The following is a 21016-nucleotide window of genomic DNA, read 5'->3' as shown; positions in this document are numbered from 1 at the left end:
CATGAATGACCGAGTACCCATGACCGTCAATGGCGAAAGCAAGCTCCGTGAGGAGCTGCGGCACCTCAAGTCTGTCGAACGCCCGAGGGTCATCGAAGCCATCGCCGAGGCCCGTGAGCATGGCGATCTGAAGGAAAACGCCGAATACCATGCAGCCCGTGAGCAGCAGAGCTTCATTGAAGGGCGGATTCAGGAAATTGAATCCAAGCTTGCGGGCGCCCAGGTGATCGACATCACCAGCATCAACAACACCGGGAAGGTCATCTTTGGCGTGACGGTGACTCTGATCAACGCGGACACGGACGAAGAAGTCCGTTACCAGATCTGCGGTGAGGACGAGGCGGATGTGAAAGCCGGTCGCCTGTCTGTGACGTCACCGATTGCCCGTGCGCTGATTGGCAAAAGCGAAGGCGAGGTGGTTGAGGTGAAAGTGCCGTCGGGCACAGTTGAGTACGAGATTGATCAGGTGGAGCATCTCTGAAGGCGCTGATAACGCGCCTTTCAGTGGCAGAGCCAGTCGCGTCGCCGGGCGGGAGTCCGGCGACGCATTTCGTTGTGGCGGGATCTGTTGTCAGGTGCGGGTCAGGTTGGACAGCTTGGGGTTGGGCTTGGCAGCGCGACGCAGCAGCACGGCCACTTTGCCAATCACCTGAACCAGTTCCGCGCCGGTGTCTTCGCAGATCGCGTCAATCGCGGCCCGTCGTTCGTCCCGGTCCGGGCTGGCCACTTTGACCTTGATCAACTCATGGTCATCCAGAGCCCGCTCCAGTTCCTGCTGCAGGCCCTCCGACAGGCCCTTGTCACCCACCATGACGACGGGTTTCAGGTGGTGGGCAATGGCGCGGTATTCCCGGCGTTGTTCGGGGGACAGGCTCATAATACAGTCTCTCAATCGCAGTCATTTGTCGGGCGACCCGGGGTGACGCTCCGGTTTGCTGTAAACTCGCATTGTAACAGGGAAGCGGGCGTCGATGGGCTGCCCGCACGCCCAGACTCGGAGGTGTCCGTTGGCCAAATCCGGTTCCAGCCGTCGCTGGCTTCGCGAACATCATGACGACCCCTACGTGCGCCAGTCCCGTGCTGAGGGGTATCGCTCCCGTGCCAGTTTCAAGCTCAAGGAGCTGGATGATCGGGACCGCTTTTTTCGGGGCGGTCAGCTGGTCGTCGATCTGGGGGCGGCGCCGGGTGGCTGGTCCCAGGTCGCCATGGAGCGCATTGGTCATAAGGGACGTGTAGTGGCGAGCGACATTCTCGCCATGGACCCATTGCCGGGTGTCGATTTCGTTCAGGGCGATTTCACCGAACAATCGGTGCTCGATGACGTGTTGGCCTCGCTCGGTGATCAGCCGGCGGACGTTGTAATTTCCGATATGGCCCCCAATATGAGTGGTATGGCAGCGGTGGATATCCCCAACGCCATGTACCTTGTCGAGTTGGCGCTGGATACCGCCCAACAAGTGCTCCGCCCGGGTGGCGTATTCGTCACCAAAGTGTTCCAGGGTGAAGGGTTCGATGAACTGCTCCGGGATATGAAGCAGCAGTTCGACAAGGTGGTCAGCCGCAAGCCGGACGCCTCGCGGGCCCGATCGCGTGAGGTCTACCAGGTTTGCCGGGGCTTTCGGGGGTAATTCTTGCCGGACGTTCATCCGAAGGTCGGTCGACCATGGTGGGCCAACGCTGGTTGATGGGCGTACAATTAGGGTAAGGTTGACGATAGCGCGACAGTCCAACCCTTTTCGAAGGGCCCTGTCGCGACTGGGTGGCGTATACCACCCTCTCATTCACAGGTGATGATCCTTGAGCGATATGGCAAAGAATCTGGTTCTCTGGCTGATTATTGCAGCCGTCCTGCTGATGGTTTTTCAGAACTTCTCCCCGACCACGGGAGCGCAGGAAGTCAATTATTCCCAGTTTGTACAAATGGTGCAGCAGGAACAGGTCCGCGAGGTCACAATCGACGGGCTGGAAATTCAGGGCGTGCGTGAGAACGGCTCGCGCTTCCAGACGGTGCGTCCGCCGGTGCCCGACACCAAGTTGATGGACGACCTGCTCGCCAACAACGTACAGATCGTGGGCAAAAAGCCGGACCGGCAAAGCATCTGGACTCAGTTGCTGGTCGCGTCCTTCCCAATCCTTATCATCATCGCGCTGTTCGTGTTCTTCATGCGCCAGATGCAGGGCGGCGGTGGCGGCAAAGGCCCCATGTCGTTCGGCAAGAGCAAGGCCCGCCTGATGAGCGAGGACCAGATCAAAACGGTGTTTGGTGACGTTGCCGGCTGCGACGAAGCCAAAGAAGACGTGAAGGAACTGGTGGACTTCCTGAAGGACCCCAGCAAGTTCCAGCGACTCGGTGGCCAGATTCCCAAGGGCGTCCTGATGGTGGGGCCGCCGGGTACTGGTAAGACGCTACTCGCCAAAGCGATTGCTGGCGAGGCGAAGGTCCCGTTCTTCTCCATCTCCGGCTCCGATTTCGTTGAGATGTTCGTCGGCGTGGGCGCGTCCCGCGTTCGCGACATGTTCGAGCAGGCCAAGAAGCAGAGCCCCTGCATCATCTTCATTGATGAGATCGATGCGGTCGGTCGCCATCGTGGCGCTGGTATGGGCGGTGGCCACGACGAGCGTGAGCAGACGCTGAACCAGTTGCTGGTCGAGATGGACGGTTTTGAGGGCAACGAGGGCGTCATCGTCATCGCCGCCACCAACCGGCCGGACGTGCTGGACCCGGCGCTGCTGCGTCCCGGACGCTTCGATCGCCAAGTCGTGGTGAACCTGCCGGACATCCTGGGCCGCGAGCAGATTCTCAAGGTGCACCTCAAGAAGGTGCCGATGGCCGATGACGTGGACCCGAAGCTGGTCGCCCGTGGCACGCCTGGTTTTTCCGGCGCTGACCTGTCGAACCTGGTGAACGAGGCGGCGCTGTTCGCGGCGCGTCGGAACCAGCGGCTCGTGTCCATGGAAGAGCTTGAGCTCGCCAAGGACAAGATCATGATGGGCGCTGAGCGCAAATCCATGGTCATGAACGAGAAAGAGAAGCTGAACACGGCGAACCACGAGTCCGGTCACGCGATCATCGGGCGCCTGGTGCCCGAGCATGATCCGGTCTACAAGGTCACCATCATTCCGCGCGGTCGGGCGCTGGGTGTGACGATGTTCCTCCCCGAGGAAGACAAGTACAGCCACAGCCGCCGGGCCATTATCAGCCAGATTTGCAGTCTGTTCGGCGGTCGGATCGCCGAGGAACTGACGCTGGGTGCGGATGGCGTGACGACCGGTGCCTCCAACGACATTAAACGCGCGACGGAGCTGGCCCGTAACATGGTCACCAAGTGGGGGCTGTCCGAGAAGCTGGGGCCGCTGCAGTACGACTCCGACAACGAGGAGCCGTTCGTCGGCTACTCGGCGGGGCAAAGCAGCCAAACGGGGCACTCCCCGGAGACGGCCCAGCGCATCGACGAGGAAGTACGGAACATCATCGATGAGTGCTACGAGACGGCCCGTCGCCTGCTCATCGAAAACCGCGACAAGCTCGATCTGATGGCCGATGCCCTGATGCGGTACGAAACCATTGATCGCTTCCAGATCGATGACATCATGGAAGGCAAGGTGCCGAGACCGCCGCAGGGCTGGAATGGTCCGGACGACGGTGGCAACACCAGCGATGGGACGGCCGCTGCGGACGATCGCGACGCCGGTCGTCAGCCCGGAGAAGGTATCGGCGGTCCGGTGGGCGACCACTGACGGTCGACTACCGGCCCGTGCTCATGACGCCGCCCAACGGGCGGCGTTTTTCGTTATGGCAACACAATCATAGGGGGGCGCCCGCCCATGCAGTTTGGGACCCAGCAATGCCGACTCGACGCGCCACGCGTCATGGGCATCATCAATATCACACCGGATTCGTTTTCCGATGGTGGGCACTTCAATACGGTGGATCGCGCTCTGACGCATGCGCGTGAGATGGTGGCTGAAGGCGCCAGCTTTGTGGATGTCGGAGGGGAGTCCACGCGCCCGGGGGCCGCGCCGGTGTCCGTGCAGGAAGAGCTGGACCGGGTCTGTCCGGTCGTGGAGGCGATCGCCTCGGAAGTGGAGACGATCATCTCAGTGGACACCAGCACCCCGGAAGTGATCCTAGAGACGGCGCGCCTGGGGGCGGGGTTGATCAATGACGTGCGGGCGTTGCGGCGCGAGGGGGCGCTATCGGCCGCCGCCGACAGCGGTCTGCCGGTCTGTCTGATGCACATGCAGGGCGAGCCCGGTACCATGCAGGAGCGTCCCCGCTATGACAGTGTCACTGAGGAAGTAGCCGGATTTCTGAAGGCTCGTGTGGATGCGGTCCGGGCGGCCGGTATTGCCGGCGACCAACTGATCCTTGATCCCGGTTTCGGGTTTGGTAAGTCCGTGACCCACAACCTGCAGTTGCTGGGGCGCCTGGAGCGATTCCACGAACTGGGCTATCCATTGCTGGTCGGCATGTCCCGCAAGTCGATGCTCGGCCATGTGACGGGCCGTTCCGTGGACGAGCGCTTGCCTGCCAGTGTGGCGGCGGCGACAATATCCGCCCTGAAGGGTGCACAGATACTGCGTGTCCATGACGTGAATGCGACGATTGATGCCGCCCGGTTGGTGGCTGCGATGGAGGACGCCATAACATGACGGAACGCCGTTATTTTGGAACCGATGGGATTCGGGGGCGGGTTGGCAGCGAGCCCATCACGCCGGATTTTATGCTCAAGCTTGGTTGGGCCGCCGGCCAGGTGTTGCGGCGCGACGGTCAGCGCAACCGGGTGCTGATCGGCAAGGATACCCGTCTGTCGGGCTACATGTTCGAGTCGGCTCTTGAGGCCGGCCTCGCCGCCGCCGGGATTGATGTGCGCCTGCTGGGGCCCATGCCGACGCCAGCGATTGCCTATCTCACCCGCACCTTCCGCGCGTCGGCGGGGATCGTCATCAGCGCCTCTCACAACCCCCATCATGATAACGGCATCAAGTTTTTCTCGCATGAAGGGACGAAGCTGAGTGATTCCGTCGAGGCGGAGATTGAGGACTGGCTGGATCGACCGCTGGCAGTTTGCGATGCTGCGGATCTGGGCAAAGCATCCAGGGTGGACGATGCGCCCGGGCGCTATGTCGAGTTCTGTAAGAGCACGGTGCCCAACGAGTTTCGGCTCGATGGCATGCGCATCGTGCTGGATTGCGCTCACGGCGCGACCTATCACGTCGCACCCAAGGTGTTTCAGGAGCTGGGCGCGATCGTCTCGGTGATTGGTTCTGAGCCCGACGGCCTCAATATCAATCTCGGGGTGGGCTCCACCCATCTGGATGCGCTCCAGAACGAGGTGGTGCATCGGCAGGCGGATCTGGGGATCGCCTTTGACGGGGATGGGGACCGGGTCCAGTTCGTGGACCGGGATGGCAGCGTCGTGGACGGCGATGAGCTGCTGTACATCATTGCCGCCCAGCGCCATCGGGAAGGCCGTCTGCGGGGCGGTGTGGTCGGCACGCTCATGACCAACCTCGGGGTCGCGCTGGCACTGCAGGAACGTGACATTCCCTTCGTCCGCGCGAAGGTGGGCGACCGGTACGTCATGGAGCAGCTCATCTCGCGGGGGTGGCAGCTGGGAGGCGAGGGCTCTGGCCACCTGGTGATCCGCGACTGCACCACGACGGGCGATGGCATTGTTTCCGCTTTGCAGGTGCTGATGGCGGTGTGGCGAGCAGACCGGCCGCTGGCGGAGTTGCGCCGTGAGATGACAAGGCTCCCGCAGGTGCTTGTGAATGTCACTGTCGAAGAACGGTTTGACCCGATGAGTCGGAAGGTTGTCGCCGACGCCGTGGCCGAGGCCGAGAAAGCCCTCGGGGATGCCGGGCGCGTTCTGCTGCGTGCCTCCGGAACCGAGCCGCTGATCCGTGTGATGGTCGAAGGCGAGGATGAATCGGCGATGACAGAGTGGGCTGACCGACTCGCGAACGTGGTGCGGGATTCCGGCGCTGCCTGACGCTTGCCGTGTCCGGGTGCCTCCTGTATAGTTCGCCTTCGCTTGAGGCCGGGGTGAGGTATGCGACGGAAGCTGATCGCCGCCAACTGGAAGCTCAATGGCTCCACGGCAATGGCCAGTGGTCTGGTCGGTGACATTCAGGACGGGCTCGCCGAGCTTGATAATGGTGTTGAGGTTGTTATCATTCCTCCCGCTATTTATGCGACGCTCGTGAATGCTGCTCTGGCCGAATCCGAAACGTCGGTTGGTATTCAGGACGTTTCACGGTGGAACAAAGGGGCGTACACCGGCGAAGTGTCAGCGCCGATGGCGCACGATGCCGGGTGCCGGTACGCATTGGTTGGTCATTCCGAGCGCCGCGAGTTGCTTGGCGAGACCGACACGCTGATCGCCGACAAAGTGGACAACGCGCTGTCGGCCAGCCTCAACGTGATCCTCTGCGTTGGTGAAACAGAGGCTCAGCGTGAGGCAGGCGCTCAGGACCGGGTGGTTGGTGAGCAGTTGAAGCAGGGCTTGTCCCGCGTCAGCGATGCCGATTGGCTCCGGGTCGTTGTGGCTTATGAGCCAGTCTGGGCCATCGGTACAGGCCGGACCGCGACGGCGGAGGACGCACAGAGCGTGCATGCCGTGATTCGCCAGACACTCAAAGGGATGGGTGCTCCGGCAGAAGAGATGACGTTGTTATACGGCGGAAGCGTTAAGCCGGACAACGCGAAAGAATTGTTTGCGCAGCCCGATATTGATGGGGGCTTGATTGGCGGTGCCTCGCTGAGTGCGCCGGACTTCCTAGCCATCTGTCGGGCGGCTTGAGAGAGCGGATTATGTTGGAAACACTGGTAGTCGTTGCTCACGTGCTGATTGCTGTCGCCCTGGTGGCGCTGGTGCTGATCCAGCAGGGCAAGGGCGCGGATGCTGGCGCCGCTTTTGGCGGTGGCGCTTCCCAGACCGTGTTTGGCAGTCAGGGGAGTGGAAACTTTCTGAGTCGTGCCACGGCGTTTCTGGCTGCGGTGTTTTTTGTGACCAGCTTTACGCTGGCCGTGTTCGCCAAAGAGCGGGCGGAAGTGGCTGGTCAGGTTGGTGTGCCTGAGGCTCAGGAGACCTCGGCGCCGGCGCAAAGCGCGGGCGGCAGCCAGGAGCAGTCTGGTGAAAGCGGCGATGTGCCGGCTCTGGAAGAGAGTGGCTCTGACGGCCAGTCGGGTGAGACGAATCAGGGCGAGTCCGGGGGTGGTTCTGACATTCCCGAGCTCGAGTAAGTTTGTTGCCGAAGTGGTGGAACTGGTAGACACGCTATCTTGAGGGGGTAGTGGCGCAAGCCGTGCCGGTTCGAGTCCGGCCTTCGGCACCATACAGGAGCGTTGCCCGAGAGGGTGGTGCAGACTGGTCAAACCTTGACCAGTTTCGCCGGGGTTTTTATACTTCGGCGATCATTGCGGCGGCTACCTGTGCCCGTCCGTGGGATGGGGCACAAAGCCGCTCAGGCAGGCCAGGTGTCTGTCGGCGGAAAAGCAGGGAGCTTTTCCGGCACGCAACGTCTTCAGAAGGCCCCGGATGTACAGGGGCTTTTTGTTAAGGGGCCTGGCACTGACGGGCCCGTGTTTGAAAAAGGGCTGGGAATCAGGCCCTTTTTTTGTTTGTAGCGAAAGAATGTGACGGAGACAGAAGCGACTTGTCCGCCAAACTGCAGAAGCTTGAATCAATACTGACCCCGGTCATTGAAGGGCTGGGCTTCGAGTGCTGGGGGATCGATTATCGCTCGCAGGGCCGTCACTCTGTCCTACGGGTGTTCATTGAGGACGCTGAGAATGGCGTCTCCGTGGATGACTGTGAACGCGTCAGCCGGCAGATCAGCAGCGTGCTGGATGTCGAGGACCCCATCCGTAACGAATACACCCTGGAGGTGTCGTCGCCCGGGATGGATCGTCCGCTTTTCTATCCCCACCAGTACGAGGCATGGGCCGGCCACCGGATTCGGCTTCGCCTGAGAATGGCGTTTGAAGGACGTCGCAAATTCGAGGGACGACTGTGCGGGCTGGAAGACGGTGATGTCGTCGTTCAGGTGGATGACGAAGAACTGGTGCTGCCGTTTGACAGCATTGAAAAGGCGAACATTGTTCCGGTGTTTGATTGAATCATTTGAGTCCAAGTCAAAGGGTTAAGGCAGGGCAAACAGATGAGTAAAGAGATCCTGGCGGTCGTGGAGGCTGTCTCTAACGAAAAGGGCGTGGAAAAGGATGTCATTTTTGAGGCCATCGAGCTTGCCCTGGCGACGGCTGCCAAGAAGCGGTACGAGGAAGAGGAAGCCGATATTCGGGTCGCCATTGACCGCAAGACCGGCGACTACGAAACCTTCCGCCGCTGGCTGGTCGTTGATAATGATGCCGTTCCGGCACTGGGCACGGAGCTGACGCTCCAGGAAGCCGATGAGCTGGAAGGCAGTCTGCAGCCCGGCGATGTGTACGAGGAAAAGGTCGAGTCGGTCTCGTTCGGCCGCATCGGAGCCCAGGCTGCGAAACAGATCATCTTCCAGAAGGTGCGGGAAGCCGAGCGCAGCCGCATCGTGGACAGTTACCGAGATCGGGTCGGCGAGCTGGTTGCCGGCTCCGTCAAGAAGGTCACACGTGACAACGTCATCGTCGATCTGGGGGGCAACGCCGAGGCGTTGCTGCCACGCGATCAGTTGATCCCGCGGGAAACGTTCCGCATGGGGGACCGTATCCGGGCCCTGCTGCTCGAAATCCGCACCGACCATCGTGGCCCCCAGTTGATCCTCAGCCGGACCAGTCCGGCAATGCTGATTGAGCTGTTCCGCATCGAGGTGCCGGAGATTGCCGAAGAGCTGATTGAAATCCGGGGTGCGGCCCGGGATCCGGGCTCCCGCGCCAAGATTGCCGTGAAAACCAACGATCGGCGCATTGATCCTGTCGGTGCCTGTGTTGGCATGCGCGGATCACGGGTTCAGGCGGTGTCCAACGAACTGGGCGGTGAGCGCGTTGACATCGTGCTTTGGGACGACAACCCGGCTCAACTGGTGATCAACGCCATGGCGCCGGCGGATGTCGCGTCCATTGTCATCGACGAGGACCGTCAGTCCATGGAAGTGGCTGTTGCTGAAGACAATCTCGCACAGGCCATCGGCCGTAATGGCCAGAACGTTCGCCTTGCAAGCGAACTGACCGGCTGGACGCTGGACGTGATGACCGAGGATGAGGCCGGCGAGAAGCAGGAAGAGGAATACAACCGTCTGCTCAATCACTTCATCGATAATCTCGATGTGGATGAGGAGTTTGCGGGCGTGCTGATAGAGGAAGGGTTCACCACGCTGGAAGAGGTGGCCTATGTCCCGATGGATGAAATGCTCGAGATCGAAGGGTTCGATGAAGAGACGGTGACCGAGCTGCGGCGCCGGGCCAAAGACCAGCTTCTCAACAAGGCTCTGGCCAGTGAGGAGGCTCTGGAGGGCAATGAGCCTGCCGAAGACCTGCTCAACATGGATGGTATGGATCGGACCCTGGCCTTTCAGCTGGCCGGCATGGGCATTCGTTCCATGGACGATCTGGCGGAACAGTCCGTCGATGATCTGATGGAAATCGACGAAATGGATGAAGAGCGCGCGGGCCAACTGATTATGACCGCACGTGCGCCCTGGTTCGAGGACCAGGAATAACCGGGAGAGGAGGACCAGTATGGCTGAAGTGACTGTAAAACAGCTGGCCGATGATGTAGGCGCTCCCGTGGATCGTTTGCTGCGCCAGATCGTTGAAGCGGGCCTGAAAGCCCGCTCTGAGGACGATTCGGTCTCCAGTGACGAGAAGCAGCAACTGCTCGCGTACCTGCGGAAACATCATGGTGAGGCAGAAGCCGAGCCGCGCAAGATTACCCTGAAGCGCAAGACCACCACGACGCTCAAAACGGGCGCCGGCAGCGGTCGGTCCAAGACGGTGAACGTCGAGGTGCGTAAGAAGCGGACCTATGTAAAGCGCGCCGAAGCGGCAAAACAGGCGGAAGCAGAGGCGGAAGCCGAAGCGCCGGCGACTGAAGCTCCTGCATCGCAGCCGGAGCCGTCCCCGGAACCGCCCCCGGAGCCGGAGCAACCGGCACCGGAGGTTCAGGCTGAAGCGCCGGAGAAGCCAGCGCCGGAAGACGCTCAGGAGGAGGCTCCAAAAGCGGAAACCCCGGAAGCCACTCAAGATCCGGAACCGGCCGCTGCCGAGGAACCGGCACCGGTCGAGGACATGCCGGCCCCGCCGCCCGATCCGGAGAAAGCCAAGCGCAAGGCGAAGAAGAAAAAGGACAAGGGGCGCCGCGACGACGATTTCGAAGACGGCAAGCCGAAGAAGAAATCGGCCGGCCACCGTGGCCCGCGCAGCAGCCGCGCGGCCGCAATGCCGGACGACGAGATGCGTAAGCCGCTCAAGGCCAAGCGTCGTGGTAAGTCGCAATCGAATCGGCATGGCTTCGAAAAACCCACCAAGCCGATTGTCCGTGAAGTGGAAATTCCTGAGACCATCACGGTGGGCGAGCTGGCCCAGCGGATGGCCATCAAGGCCGGTGACGTGATCAAGGCGCTGATGAACATGGGCGTGATGACCACGATCAACCAGGCGCTGGACCAGGAAACCGCCGTACTGGTGACCGAAGAAATGGGCCACAAGGCCAAAACGGTCAGTGAAGACGCTCTGGAGGAAGATGTCCTGAGCGAGATCGCCTCCGAAGGTGAGAAAGGCGAGAAGGAAAAGCGTGCGCCGGTCATCAGTGTCATGGGGCACGTGGACCACGGTAAGACGTCGCTGCTGGACCACATCCGTCGAACCAAGGTGGCCGCAGGCGAATCCGGCGGCATCACCCAGCACATCGGTGCGTATCACGTGGATACGGACCAGGGTATGGTCACGTTCCTGGATACACCGGGCCACGCGGCGTTCACGTCCATGCGGGCACGGGGCGCGCAGTCCACGGACATCGTTGTTCTGGTTGTCGCCGCTGATGACGGGGTTATGCCGCAAACCCGGGAAGCGGTCGATCATGCCCGCTCGGCGGGTGTTCCGATCGTTGTCGCCATCAACAAAATGGACAAGGAAGGCGCGGATCCTGACCGGATCAAGACCGAGCTCGCAGGCATGGAAGTCATCCCCGAAGACTGGGGTGGTGACATCCAGTTCGTGCCGCTGTCCGCTCACACCGGTGACGGCATTGACGACCTGCTTGAAGCGCTGCTGCTGCAGTCGGAAATTCTGGAGCTGGAAGCCGCACCGGAAGGCCCTGGTATGGGCGTCGTCGTCGAGTCCAGCCTGGAGAAGGGGCGCGGTTCCGTTGCCACCGTCCTGGTACAGAACGGCACCCTGCGTCAGGGCGAAACGATTGTCGCTGGCGCTTTCTACGGCAAGGTCCGTGCTCTGATGGACGAAACGGGGCAGCAGGTGAAGTCGGCGGGGCCGTCGATTCCGGTCGAGGTGCTGGGTCTGAACGGCACCCCGGATGCGGGTGACGAGTTCTACGTCGTAGCCGATGAAAAGAAAGCCAAAGAGCTGGCCGAGTTCCGTCAGAAGCGCGAGCGTGAGCAGCGTCTGCAGCGACAGCAGGCGGCGAAGCTTGAGAACCTGTTCGAGAACATGGGCAAAGATGAGGTGAAAACCCTCAACGTGGTCCTGAAGGCGGACGTACGTGGTTCTCTCGAGGCGATCACCAAGGCCCTGCAGGATCTGGGCAACGACGAAGTCCAGGTCAAGATCGTATCGTCCGGCGTCGGCGGCATTGCCGAAACGGACATCAGCCTGGCGCTGGCCTCGGAAGCGGTCGTGTTCGGCTTCAACGTCCGTGCGGATGCCGCCTCCAAGCGCAAGGTGGAGGAAGAAGGGGTCGATCTGCGCTACTACAGCATCATCTACAATATGATTGATGATGTGAAGGCGGCGCTGACCGGCATGCTGGCGCCCGAGTACCGCGAAGACATTGTGGGCATTGCAGACGTTCGCGATACCTTCCGCTCACCCAAGTTCGGCCAGGTGGCCGGCTGCATGGTGACCGAGGGTGTGGTGTACCGGAACAAGCCGATCCGCGTCCTTCGGGACAACGTGGTGATCTTTGAGGGCGAGCTCCAGTCGCTGCGCCGCTACAAGGACGACGTCCAGGACGTGAAGAAAGGCCTCGAGTGCGGTATTGGCGTTAAAGGGTATGACGTCAAGGTGGGAGACCAGATCGAGGTCTTCGACCGTGTTCAGGTGCAGCGTGAGCTGCAGAGCTGAGGCGTCAGCCGTCACGTAAACCACTGAAGCGCCCCGGGTCAGGCCTGTCCGATAGGACAGACCTGGCAGTCCGGGGCGCCGTTCATTGAGACCGAGTCCGATTCATGCCGAAAGAATTCAGCCGAACCGAACGGGTCGGCGACCAGATCCAGCGCGAGCTGGCACAACTGATCCAGCGTGAGGTCAAGGATCCGCGCCTGGGCATGGTGACCATTAACGCGGTGCGCGTCAGCCGTGACCTGGGGTATGCCGACGTCTACATCTCGCTGCTGACCACCGATGATCTCTCCGAGGATCATCCGGACATTGCGGACGCCCTGATGGTCCTTCGCAAGGCGGGCGGTTTCCTTCGTGGGCAGATCGGGCGGGCGATGAAACTGCGTGTTGTGCCCGAGCTGCGATTCCACTTCGACAACGCCATGAGTCAGAGTCGTCGACTTGACGACCTTATCGATCAGGCGGTCGGTAAGGAGCCGGTGGTGCGGCACACTCCGGATGACGATGGCGACGGGGAGAGCCGCGAGTGAGTCGGCGTCGCAAAGGGCGACCGGTTAACGGCCTGCTGGTCGTCGACAAGCCGGCGGGTATGACCTCCAACAAGCTTCTTCAGGCGGTGCGTCACCTTCTGGGCGCGGCCAAGGCCGGTCACACCGGCGCGCTGGATCCGCTCGCCACCGGTGTGCTGCCACTGTGTTTCGGTGAGGCCACCAAGTTTTCCCAGTGGATGCTCGACAGCGACAAGGGGTATCTCGCCCGTGCCCGGTTGGGGGTGACCACCGAGACCGGCGACAGCGACGGTGAGGTGGTGTCGACCGACCCTGTCCCTGAACTCGATGAAGACCGTCTCGAGTCGGTACTGGCCTCCTTCCGCGGTGAGATCGAGCAGATTCCCTCCATGTATTCCGCGCTCAAGCACAATGGTCGACCGCTGTATGAGTACGCGCGGGAGGGCATTGACGTGGAGCGCCCCCCAAGACCGGTCACCATCCGGGAGCTGGTTCTTGAATCCCAGGGCGCCGATGAATTTGAGATTCGTGTGACCTGTACCAAAGGCACCTACATCCGCACTCTGGTCGAGGACATTGGCCAGGCTCTTGGTTGTGGCGCCCACGTGACCGCGCTCCGCCGGACGCTGGCCGCCGGGTACACGCTGGAGCAGGCGATGCCGCTCGAAGAGCTGGTGCGGCGACGGGAGGGCGGTGAGTCCCTTGACCCGTTGTTGTATCCCGTGGACACCGCGCTGGCGGGATGTCCGGCGATCACGCTCGATGATGACGAATCACGGTCGATATTGAACGGCCAAGCAGTTAGAATGAAAAGCCAGTCCGGCACCGGCTCCGTGCGCCTGTATCACGGCGCGGAACGGTTTCTCGGACTGGGAGAAGTCACACCCGCTGGCGAGGTTGCCCCTCGGCGGCTGGTGCGGCAGGACTGACCCGTGGAAACATCCCGGGATGTCGGTCCCGTTGGCGAGACGGTGTGGTGATTCACTACGCCGGATGGCCCTAGCCGGGCTGTAGAGATGCGCGGTTCGGCTGGACACTATTGGCATCGCAATTAACGAGGTGAACTATGGCACTCTCTGCCCAGGAGAAGTCCGAGATCGTCCAGAAGTACCAGCAGACGGACGGTGACACCGGCTCCCCGGAAGTGCAGGTGGCGCTGCTGAGCGCGAACATCAACAAGCTCCAGAGCCACTTCAAGACCAACAAGCAGGATCATCATTCCCGCCGTGGTCTGATCCGGATGGTCAACCAGCGCCGCAAGCTGCTGGACTATCTCAAGCGCAAGAATGCGGATCGCTATCTTGACCTGATCCGTAGCCTTGGTCTGCGTCGGTAAGTCCGGCGTCAGTCTCCTGACCGTTCCGGCGACCCAATGGGTGGCCGGAACGGGAGCTGCCGGTCGGGATGAGTCCTGCCGGTAGTCATTCTCCTCACCAGGCCGATGCATCGACATTGGCTGACAACAGGGTGATCCCGTGAACCGTCCGTGCCTTCAGCGGTCCGTCGGCATCCGAAGAAAGCCCGTGTAGCAGGTTGTCGAAAGGCGCTGATTGCGGCGTCCTTTCGACAGCCTGTTCGCTTTCTGTCGTCAAGCTGAGGTTCTGTGGTGTCACGGTGGCCCTCCCGTGACGGGGGTTCCCCTCCCGTCGGATCGCAATCAGCGACAAGCAAGGAGATACCGTGGAATCGGTTAAGAAATCATTTGAACTCGGTGGCAAGACCGTCACGCTGGAAACCGGGCAGGTTGCCCGCCAGGCGACCGGCTCGGTCATGGTCACAATCGACGACATTTCGGTACTGGGTACCGTTGTCGCCAAACCGGAAGCGAACCCCGGTCAGCCGTTTTTCCCGCTGACCGTCAACTATTCCGAAAAGACCTACGCGGTCGGCAAGATCCCGGGCGGTTTCCTCAAGCGCGAAGGCCCACCTTCCGAAAAGGAAACGCTGACAAGCCGTCTGATCGACCGTCCGATCCGCCCGCTATTCCCGGAAGGCTTCATGAACGAAGTGCAGGTCATCTGTACCGTCATGTCCTCCAACAAGAATCAGGACCCGGACATCGCCGGCATGCTGGCCGCTTCCGCCGCGCTGGCCCTGTCCGGCGTACCGTTCGATGGCCCGGTCGGGGCCTCCCGTGTGGGCTTCACCGCCGAGCGTGGTTACTTCCTGAACCCGACGTTTGAAGAGCGGGAAACGTCCGAGCTGGACATGGTCGTCGCCGGTACGAAGGACGCCGTGCTGATGGTCGAATCCGAAGCCAAGGGCCTCACCGAAGACCAGATGCTGGGTGGCGTGCTGTTCGCGCATGAGGAAATGCAGGGCGCGATCGAGGCGATCCAGTCCCTGGCGGACGAAGCGGGCAAGCCGCGTTGGGACTGGCAGCCGGAACCGGAAAACACCGATCTGCTGGAAGCGGTTCAGTCTGGATTCGCCGGCGCGATTGAAGAGGCCTACGGCATCAAGGACAAGATGGAGCGCTTCGCCAAGCTGAAAGAGGTGAAACAGGCCGCCGTCGAGAAGCTCGCCGCTGGTGAAGACGACGCCGAAGGCCCGTCCGAGGACGAGGTGAAGGAATACTTCGGTAAAGTTGAGAAGAACGTGGTTCGTCAGCAGGTGCTGGACGGCAAGCCGCGGATTGATGGCCGGGACCACCGGACCGTGCGTCCGATCGACATCGAAGTCGGTGTGCTGCCGGGGGCCCATGGTTCCGCCCTGTTCACACGTGGCGAAACCCAGGCGATCGTCTCCACGACGCTTGGCACCTCCCGCGATATGAAGATCGTGGATGCGCTGGAAGGTGAGAGCAAGGATCCGTTCCTGTTCCACTACAACTTCCCGCCATACTGCGTTGGTGAAACCGGCCGTGTCGGCGCGCCCAAGCGCCGGGAAATCGGTCACGGCAAGCTGGCCAAGCGCGGTGTGTCCGCGGTGATGCCATCGGTTGATGACTTCCCGTACACCATCCGTTCCGTGTCCGAAATCACCGAATCCAACGGCTCCAGCTCCATGGCGTCCGTCTGCGGTTCCAGCCTGGCGCTGATGGACGCTGGTGTTCCGGTATCCGACGCTGTTGCCGGCATCGCGATGGGCCTGGTCAAGGACGGTGACAAGTACGCCGTACTGACCGACATCCTCGGTGACGAGGACCACCTGGGCGACATGGACTTTAAAGTGGCCGGTACCGCCAAGGGTGTCACCGCGCTGCAGATGGACATCAAAATCCAGGGCATCACCGACGAGATCATGGAGCAGGCCCTGGATCAGGCCTACGAGGCCCGTCAGCACATCCTCGGCGAGATGGCCAAGGTGATCGACAAGCCGCGTGCCGAACTCTCGGAGCGTGCGCCGAGCATCACGACCATCAAGATAGATCCGGAGAAGATCCGGGACGTCATCGGCAAGGGCGGTTCCGTGATCCGCTCCATCACCGAAGAGACCGGGGCCTCCATTGATCTGGATGATGATGGCAACGTCCGCATCTACGCCGAGAGCCAGGCGGAATCGCGTGCGGCTGAAAAGCGTGTTCGTGAGATCACCGCCGAGATCGAGGTGGGTGCGATCTATCAGGGCAAGGTTGAACGCATCGTCGACTTCGGCGCCTTCGTGAACATCCTGCCGGGTAAAGACGGTCTGGTGCACATCTCCCAGATAGCCGACCACCGGGTAGAGAATGTCACGGATGAGATCAGCGAAGGTCAGCAGGTGCTGGTCAAGGTGCTGGACGTGGACAACCGCGGCCGCGTCAAGCTGTCCATGAAGGAAGTGAAGGAGGGCGACAAGCCGACCGAAATGGCTTGATTCCCCTCTCTTCAAAAAGCCCGCCACGGTTCGCCCTGGCGGGCTTTTTTTGTGTTGGCCACGGAATCCACGAAAGAACACGGAAAAAGGAACCGCATTTGGCGCCCGGCGGGCGCCTTCCGTGCTCTTCCGTGGCGAATCAATCGGTCTTTTTGTGTTTTGCCATGAACGCGAGCACCGCCTCCCGGTACGCCGGTATCACAAACGTCCCCGCGTGGGCGGTGTCGGTTTTCAGGAAGCGTTTCGGTTCCTTCGCCGCCTCGAACAGCGTCCGCCCGTGGTGGTACGGAATGACCGGGTCACGAACGCTGTGAATCACCATAACCGGCGTGGGGTGGATGGCGGGAAGACGCTCAACGCCCTCGTACTCCCCCGGAATGGTCCAGCTCAGTGGAATCTGGAACGGCCAGGTCAGCCAGAAGCCGTCAAGCTTCTCCCGGGCGATGGCGCGAAAGCCGGAGAACGTGCTGTCGAGAATGACGCCCTGCAGTGGCGGCGCCTGGTCCTGCGTCTGCCAGCGTTCGGCCAGCACTGTGCCCAGGCCCCCACCGAGGCTTTGCCCGAGCAGGAAGACGGGGCTCTGGTCGTGATTCCCGGCGATCCACTCCATTCCGGCGCGTGCGTCCGTCAGGGCGCCGGGAATGTCGGGCTCGCCCGTGGACTGGCCGTACCCCCGGTAATCCAGAATGAAGACGTTGTAGTGCCGCTCAGGCAGCCACGCCACGTTGAGCAGATGGCTGCTGATGTTCTGGGCATTGCCATGGAGAAAATAGACGGTGCCTTTCGCGTCGCCATGGGCCGGTAGCCACCACCCATGCAGGGTTTCGTCATCCGGCGTCTCGACGTAGACGTCCTCGTAGTCCAGGTTCAACCGATCCGGTGTGATGTAGACGGTCTGGTCCGGGTAGAAGAACAGGCTGCCACACCCGGTTTGCAGCAGAGCCAGTAGCGCCAGCAGAGCGAACGGCAGGCGACGAATCAGAAGTAGAGTTGCAGCCCCGTGCGCCATGTGGTCTCCATCCGGTCAAAGTGGTCCTCGCGCTCCCAGCGCGCCTGAAGGCTGAGGCCGCGATCCAGGTGCCAGCGAACCTCGGTGTAGGCCCGGTCTTCCCGGTGTTGCGAGTTGATCAGCCACGCCTTGGTCTTCAGGCCGGCCATCAGGCTGACGGTCCGACCCTGATGAAGCAGCCCGAGGTCAGCGCCCGGGGCCAGGTTGTGCCCCCGGGCGATGTCATCGTCAATCTCCAGGTCCGCAGTGGCCATGGCAAACGCCTGCAGTTCACCCGGCTGCCCCCAGCTTCCGCCGACGCCACCTTCAAGGTATGGCGTCAGTACGCGTCGTCCGTTCCGGGTGTCCGTCCGCCGTCCGCCGACGCCCACCTGCCAGGACAGCGGTGAAAAGAACCGGTCCCGGACGGACAGGGAGCGAATCTCAATGGCGGTGAGCTGCTCCAGTTGCAGCTCCTGATTGCCAGTATAGAAACGGGCATCGAGGCGCAGGAACTGCAGTTGGGCTCCGGGCCGGTAACCGGCTGGCGGGTCCAGCAGGTCATGGTAGGCCGGGCGGACGCTCAGTTGGGCAAAACCCCGGTTTCCCTCACGTCCGCCGCCAAGCCCAACCCGGAACGTGTCGTGGCCCTGGTCATCGCGTACCTCGGGCCTCGGGGCAGTAGGGCGGGGCGCCTCCGCATCAATCCGGCTGCGTTCGCTCAGTAGGGCATGGGACAGCGTCGCGCGCCGTTCGCGCCGCCATTCGTCTTCTCTGGCCCGGAACTGAACGTATTCATAGGTGGTGTCGAGTACCTCGGCACGACGTCGGGCCGGCAGCTCCCGCACGCGGGGTGCCGCAGGCATGACGTCGCCTTCCACCATCTCGAGCACGTGGTCCTGCTCGGTCTCGGACAACGAGTCGATGGCATGACGGACTTCGGTCGCGGAGGAGGGGCGGTAATTCACCGATGCCACCAGATTCTCGTCCACCACCCAACGAACGGTGTCGGAAGGGATGGCATGGGTGCCAACGCGATCAAGCAGGTCGGTCCCGGGCCGGGCCACGTCAATCAGCGCCAGCAGTCGGTAGGCGCAGTTCTCATCGAAGAAATAGTAATCGAAGTTCTTGCCGGTCAGCTCCCAGGCATGGGCAAGCATCCGGTCGATTTCCTGGTCGGTCAGGTTGAGCCGGTATTCCCAGAGATCGCGATTTTCTATGTCCGAGTATAGGCGGATTTTCTCGTAGTAGGGTTTGACGCTGGTAATGCCCGGATAGCCACCGAAAATACCCCGGTAAGCAAACATCAGCTCGCTGTCGTGCGCTTCGGCATCCGCCGCGTAGGAAATGGTGTCGGCCAGCAGGAGGTCGGCGGCTTCATCCGTGTCGTCCGGGTCCAGCCGGAGAAACGTGTGCCCGAACATGGACGAGGGCGAGTTCAGGTAAGAGGCCGCAAATACCAGTGTGACGGCTTCCGTATTGAGCTCGCTCCGCCAGGTGTCGTAGTCCGGGCAGTCAATCGGGCGCGCCGGCAGGTTCAGTTGTCGACGGAGCCATTGATCGCGGGCGGGGAATCGGCAACGGGCATGGTCATTTCCCCCTCCCGGCTGCTGAATGGCTTCCAGGGTCGCCCTCAGTTCGGCTTTCGGGTTCGTTGCGCCCTCCGGGCTGAGAAAAAATGCCGCATCATCCGCCTGGGACTGATCGGCGTCGGAATAGGTGGTCTCCTGATAATGCAGCAGGGTCAGCCACTCGTCGGACTGGGCCAGTTGATCAATTCGGGAGGACGGGGTGGTTGCGGACAGACAGACGGGCGGAAGCAGACAGAGGCAGAGCAGCAGTGGCCTCAAAACCGGACTCCTGGGCGGTGAATGGTTATTGGGTATGCGGGTGCGCCGTCCCTGGCGCGGGTAACAGGGTTCTTCAGCCGACGTACTGGTTGAGCGTCTGGTGCTGTTCCATCAATGCCACGATGGCCGAAACGGCCTGGTCGGCAGTGGTGTCTGCAGACGGGAATACCGTCGCAAAGTTGTCTTTCATCAGCGTCCGGAAGGCGTCCCGATCCGCCGGCGCGACGTCCAGCAGAACGGCCAGAGTCTCAAGGTTCTCACCTTCGCCACGGGACATGTCACGCGCCACCTTGTCGATGTTGGTGTTCATGTACATGGCCATGGACTGAACGGACTCGTTGGTCTGGCAACCGAGTGTGCCGGTTGTCATGCCGAAAGTCTGGTTACCGAAGGTTCCATTGGTGGTGGCAGCCAGAACGTGCGGAGCAATGCCGGACTGTCCTTTCCAGATCATGGCGCCGACGCCACAACCGGGCTGCGCGAATGCCATGGAAGAGGCGCCAAGAAGCAGTGCTGCCGAGATCACTTTTTTCATGATGTTCTCCTTCGTTCGTTTCTATTCGGTAGGCCAGATGCGTTGAATCGACCATCAGGCTCGATTCTGAGTGTGGTCCGAGAATCAGTGTAGTTCAAACGACCGTCATGCGCGGGAAATTCGTCTCTCGCAAATCGCTCGATAATTGTCGATACTAAGTATTGGGGCGGCTCAGGATGTTGGTGGATGCCCGCCCTAATCAATCCACAGCAGGAAGGGAAACCAAATGAGTACATCCCAACGACTCTTGATACTTTCTCTGACAGTTATGGTGATCGTGGCGTCGGGCTGCACCACGGTTTCACGCCAGATGGGCTCCCTGACCGATAATAAGTACGCGGAGCCGCGCAGTGGCACGGTCTGGGTTGTCCCGCCTCCGCAGCTTGAGCCGCCGCGCCCGAGCGAGAAGACGGTCTACATTTCCTATCGCAACATCAGTGACAGTGACATTGACCTGCGCAATCTTCTTATCGAATCCGCCCGTGAACAGGGATGGACCGTGACCAGCGATCCGCGTTCGGCCCACTACCGTTTGCGGGCATCCAACCGGTTCTTTGGGGAAGTCGAGCCGGAGTCCGGTGGTGCTGGTACTGGCGCAGCGATGGGGGCCATTGCTGGCGCAGCAACTGGCCTCGGGACGGGTGCCGCGGTCGCTAACGCCACGGATTCCGGGTTGGCCGGCGCGGCAGCGGGTGTTGGCGTAGGCGGGCTGGTCGGCGCTGGTATCTCCAATGCGTCCAAGCCGCGTGAATGGGCGATGATTGTGGATGTGGTACTGGAAGTGAAACAGGATCGGCCAGTCGAGTTCACGGTTGCGACCGACTCTGGCTCCGGGACCGCTGATGTGGCTGGCGCCAGTAATAGTCGCATGGCGTCAGGCGGGGGAACCAGTCAGACCAACACCAGTTCGGCAACCGCCACACGTAAAAGCCAGTACTTCCCCCACGGTGTGCGTTTGTCTGTCTGGGCCAATCAGATGAATATGAAAAAGGATGAGGCGCTGCCGCACATTGAAGAGCGCACTCGGAAAGTCGTTACCCAGATGTTGCCGATGTGATTCGGAACCGGCGCCCTGGCGGCGAGGCCGCTGCCGGGGCGCTG

20 protein-coding genes and 1 tRNA gene are annotated in these 21016 nt (G+C 61.5%); 16 read left to right on the top strand and 5 right to left on the bottom strand.

Annotation, left to right across the window (positions count from 1 at the left end; translation table 11 throughout):
• Position 1 precedes the first annotated feature (1 nt).
• Complete coding sequence (gene greA, locus C8D92_RS10715; RefSeq protein WP_095610141.1) at positions 2-481, top strand: transcription elongation factor GreA; 480 nt, start codon at positions 2-4, stop codon at positions 479-481.
• 90 nt (positions 482-571) lie between these two features.
• Here the strand turns inward: greA and yhbY are convergent, their stop codons facing one another.
• Positions 572-877 (bottom strand): ribosome assembly RNA-binding protein YhbY, encoded by a 306-nt coding sequence (gene yhbY, locus C8D92_RS10710; RefSeq protein WP_116919352.1) that lies wholly within the window; start codon positions 875-877, stop codon positions 572-574.
• Positions 878-1007: 130 nt separating this feature from the next.
• On the opposite strand from yhbY, the gene rlmE reads away from it, so the two are divergent.
• The 13 genes from rlmE (at position 1008) to rpsO (ending at position 14080) form a co-directional block, all read left to right on the top strand.
• The gene (rlmE, locus tag C8D92_RS10705) at positions 1008-1628 is read left to right on the top strand and encodes a 23S rRNA (uridine(2552)-2'-O)-methyltransferase RlmE (RefSeq protein ID WP_116919351.1); all 621 of its coding nucleotides are present in this window, start codon (positions 1008-1010) and stop codon (positions 1626-1628) included.
• A gap of 169 nt (positions 1629-1797) precedes the next feature.
• On the top strand, positions 1798-3738 hold the full coding sequence (gene ftsH / locus C8D92_RS10700; protein ID WP_228151106.1) for an ATP-dependent zinc metalloprotease FtsH: 1941 nt from the start codon (positions 1798-1800) through the stop codon (positions 3736-3738).
• A gap of 87 nt (positions 3739-3825) precedes the next feature.
• Positions 3826-4653, top strand: a complete 828-nt coding sequence (gene folP, locus C8D92_RS10695; RefSeq protein WP_116919350.1) for a dihydropteroate synthase — start codon at positions 3826-3828, stop codon at positions 4651-4653.
• A complete protein-coding gene (gene glmM / locus C8D92_RS10690; protein ID WP_116919349.1) occupies positions 4650-5996 on the top strand; it encodes a phosphoglucosamine mutase in 1347 nt (448 codons plus the stop codon). Before folP ends, glmM begins: the two co-directional genes overlap by 4 nt.
• A gap of 60 nt (positions 5997-6056) precedes the next feature.
• A complete protein-coding gene (tpiA, locus tag C8D92_RS10685) occupies positions 6057-6806 on the top strand; it encodes a triose-phosphate isomerase (RefSeq protein WP_116919348.1) in 750 nt (249 codons plus the stop codon).
• 11 nt (positions 6807-6817) lie between these two features.
• The gene (gene secG, locus C8D92_RS10680; protein WP_116919347.1) at positions 6818-7249 is read left to right on the top strand and encodes a preprotein translocase subunit SecG; all 432 of its coding nucleotides are present in this window, start codon (positions 6818-6820) and stop codon (positions 7247-7249) included.
• A gap of 7 nt (positions 7250-7256) precedes the next feature.
• Positions 7257-7341: transfer RNA gene (locus tag C8D92_RS10675), tRNA-Leu, on the top strand.
• Positions 7342-7662: 321 nt separating this feature from the next.
• Entirely contained in the window at positions 7663-8124 is a 462-nt protein-coding gene (gene rimP, locus C8D92_RS10670; protein WP_095610149.1) for a ribosome maturation factor RimP, read from the top strand.
• 42 nt (positions 8125-8166) lie between these two features.
• Complete coding sequence (gene nusA / locus C8D92_RS10665) at positions 8167-9660, top strand: transcription termination factor NusA (protein WP_095610150.1); 1494 nt, start codon at positions 8167-8169, stop codon at positions 9658-9660.
• Between the two features lie 19 nt (positions 9661-9679).
• Positions 9680-12238, top strand: coding sequence for a translation initiation factor IF-2 (gene infB, locus C8D92_RS10660; RefSeq protein ID WP_116919346.1), 2559 nt, complete (start codon positions 9680-9682; stop codon positions 12236-12238).
• A gap of 104 nt (positions 12239-12342) precedes the next feature.
• Positions 12343-12765: a 30S ribosome-binding factor RbfA gene (gene rbfA, locus C8D92_RS10655; protein WP_095610152.1), complete on the top strand. Its 423-nt coding sequence runs from the start codon at positions 12343-12345 to the stop codon at positions 12763-12765.
• Positions 12762-13673 (top strand): tRNA pseudouridine(55) synthase TruB, encoded by a 912-nt coding sequence (truB, locus tag C8D92_RS10650; protein ID WP_116919345.1) that lies wholly within the window; start codon positions 12762-12764, stop codon positions 13671-13673. Before rbfA ends, truB begins: the two co-directional genes overlap by 4 nt.
• 137 nt (positions 13674-13810) lie before the next feature.
• Positions 13811-14080 (top strand): 30S ribosomal protein S15, encoded by a 270-nt coding sequence (rpsO, locus tag C8D92_RS10645; protein WP_095610154.1) that lies wholly within the window; start codon positions 13811-13813, stop codon positions 14078-14080.
• A gap of 94 nt (positions 14081-14174) precedes the next feature.
• Here the strand turns inward: rpsO and C8D92_RS15595 are convergent, their stop codons facing one another.
• A complete protein-coding gene (locus C8D92_RS15595; protein WP_133243126.1) occupies positions 14175-14357 on the bottom strand; it encodes a hypothetical protein in 183 nt (60 codons plus the stop codon).
• Between the two features lie 67 nt (positions 14358-14424).
• Here C8D92_RS15595 and pnp point away from each other — a divergent pair, with 67 nt between their 5' ends.
• Positions 14425-16542: a polyribonucleotide nucleotidyltransferase gene (pnp, locus tag C8D92_RS10640; protein WP_095610155.1), complete on the top strand. Its 2118-nt coding sequence runs from the start codon at positions 14425-14427 to the stop codon at positions 16540-16542.
• Between the two features lie 139 nt (positions 16543-16681).
• Here the strand turns inward: pnp and C8D92_RS10635 are convergent, their stop codons facing one another.
• The 3 genes from C8D92_RS10635 to C8D92_RS10625 all read right to left on the bottom strand — a co-directional run bounded on the left by C8D92_RS10635 (position 16682) and on the right by C8D92_RS10625 (position 19915).
• Positions 16682-17551: an alpha/beta hydrolase gene (locus C8D92_RS10635; protein WP_116919344.1), complete on the bottom strand. Its 870-nt coding sequence runs from the start codon at positions 17549-17551 to the stop codon at positions 16682-16684.
• Positions 17521-19380 carry an Lnb N-terminal periplasmic domain-containing protein gene (locus C8D92_RS10630; protein ID WP_116919343.1) on the bottom strand — a complete coding sequence of 620 codons (1860 nt, stop codon included), beginning with the start codon at positions 19378-19380 and terminating at the stop codon, positions 17521-17523. The genes C8D92_RS10635 and C8D92_RS10630 overlap by 31 nt, the downstream gene beginning before the upstream one ends.
• A gap of 73 nt (positions 19381-19453) precedes the next feature.
• Entirely contained in the window at positions 19454-19915 is a 462-nt protein-coding gene (locus C8D92_RS10625; protein WP_095610158.1) for a DUF3015 domain-containing protein, read from the bottom strand.
• Between the two features lie 226 nt (positions 19916-20141).
• Between C8D92_RS10625 and traT the strand changes: the two genes are divergently transcribed.
• Positions 20142-20972, top strand: a complete 831-nt coding sequence (traT, locus tag C8D92_RS10620; protein WP_095610159.1) for a complement resistance protein TraT — start codon at positions 20142-20144, stop codon at positions 20970-20972.
• Positions 20973-21016 lie beyond the last annotated feature (44 nt).

The organism is Tamilnaduibacter salinus (genome assembly GCF_003096655.1).
Taxonomy (GTDB): Bacteria; Pseudomonadota; Gammaproteobacteria; order Pseudomonadales; family Oleiphilaceae; genus Tamilnaduibacter; species Tamilnaduibacter salinus.
This window is presented reverse-complemented; position numbering and strand designations above follow the sequence as displayed.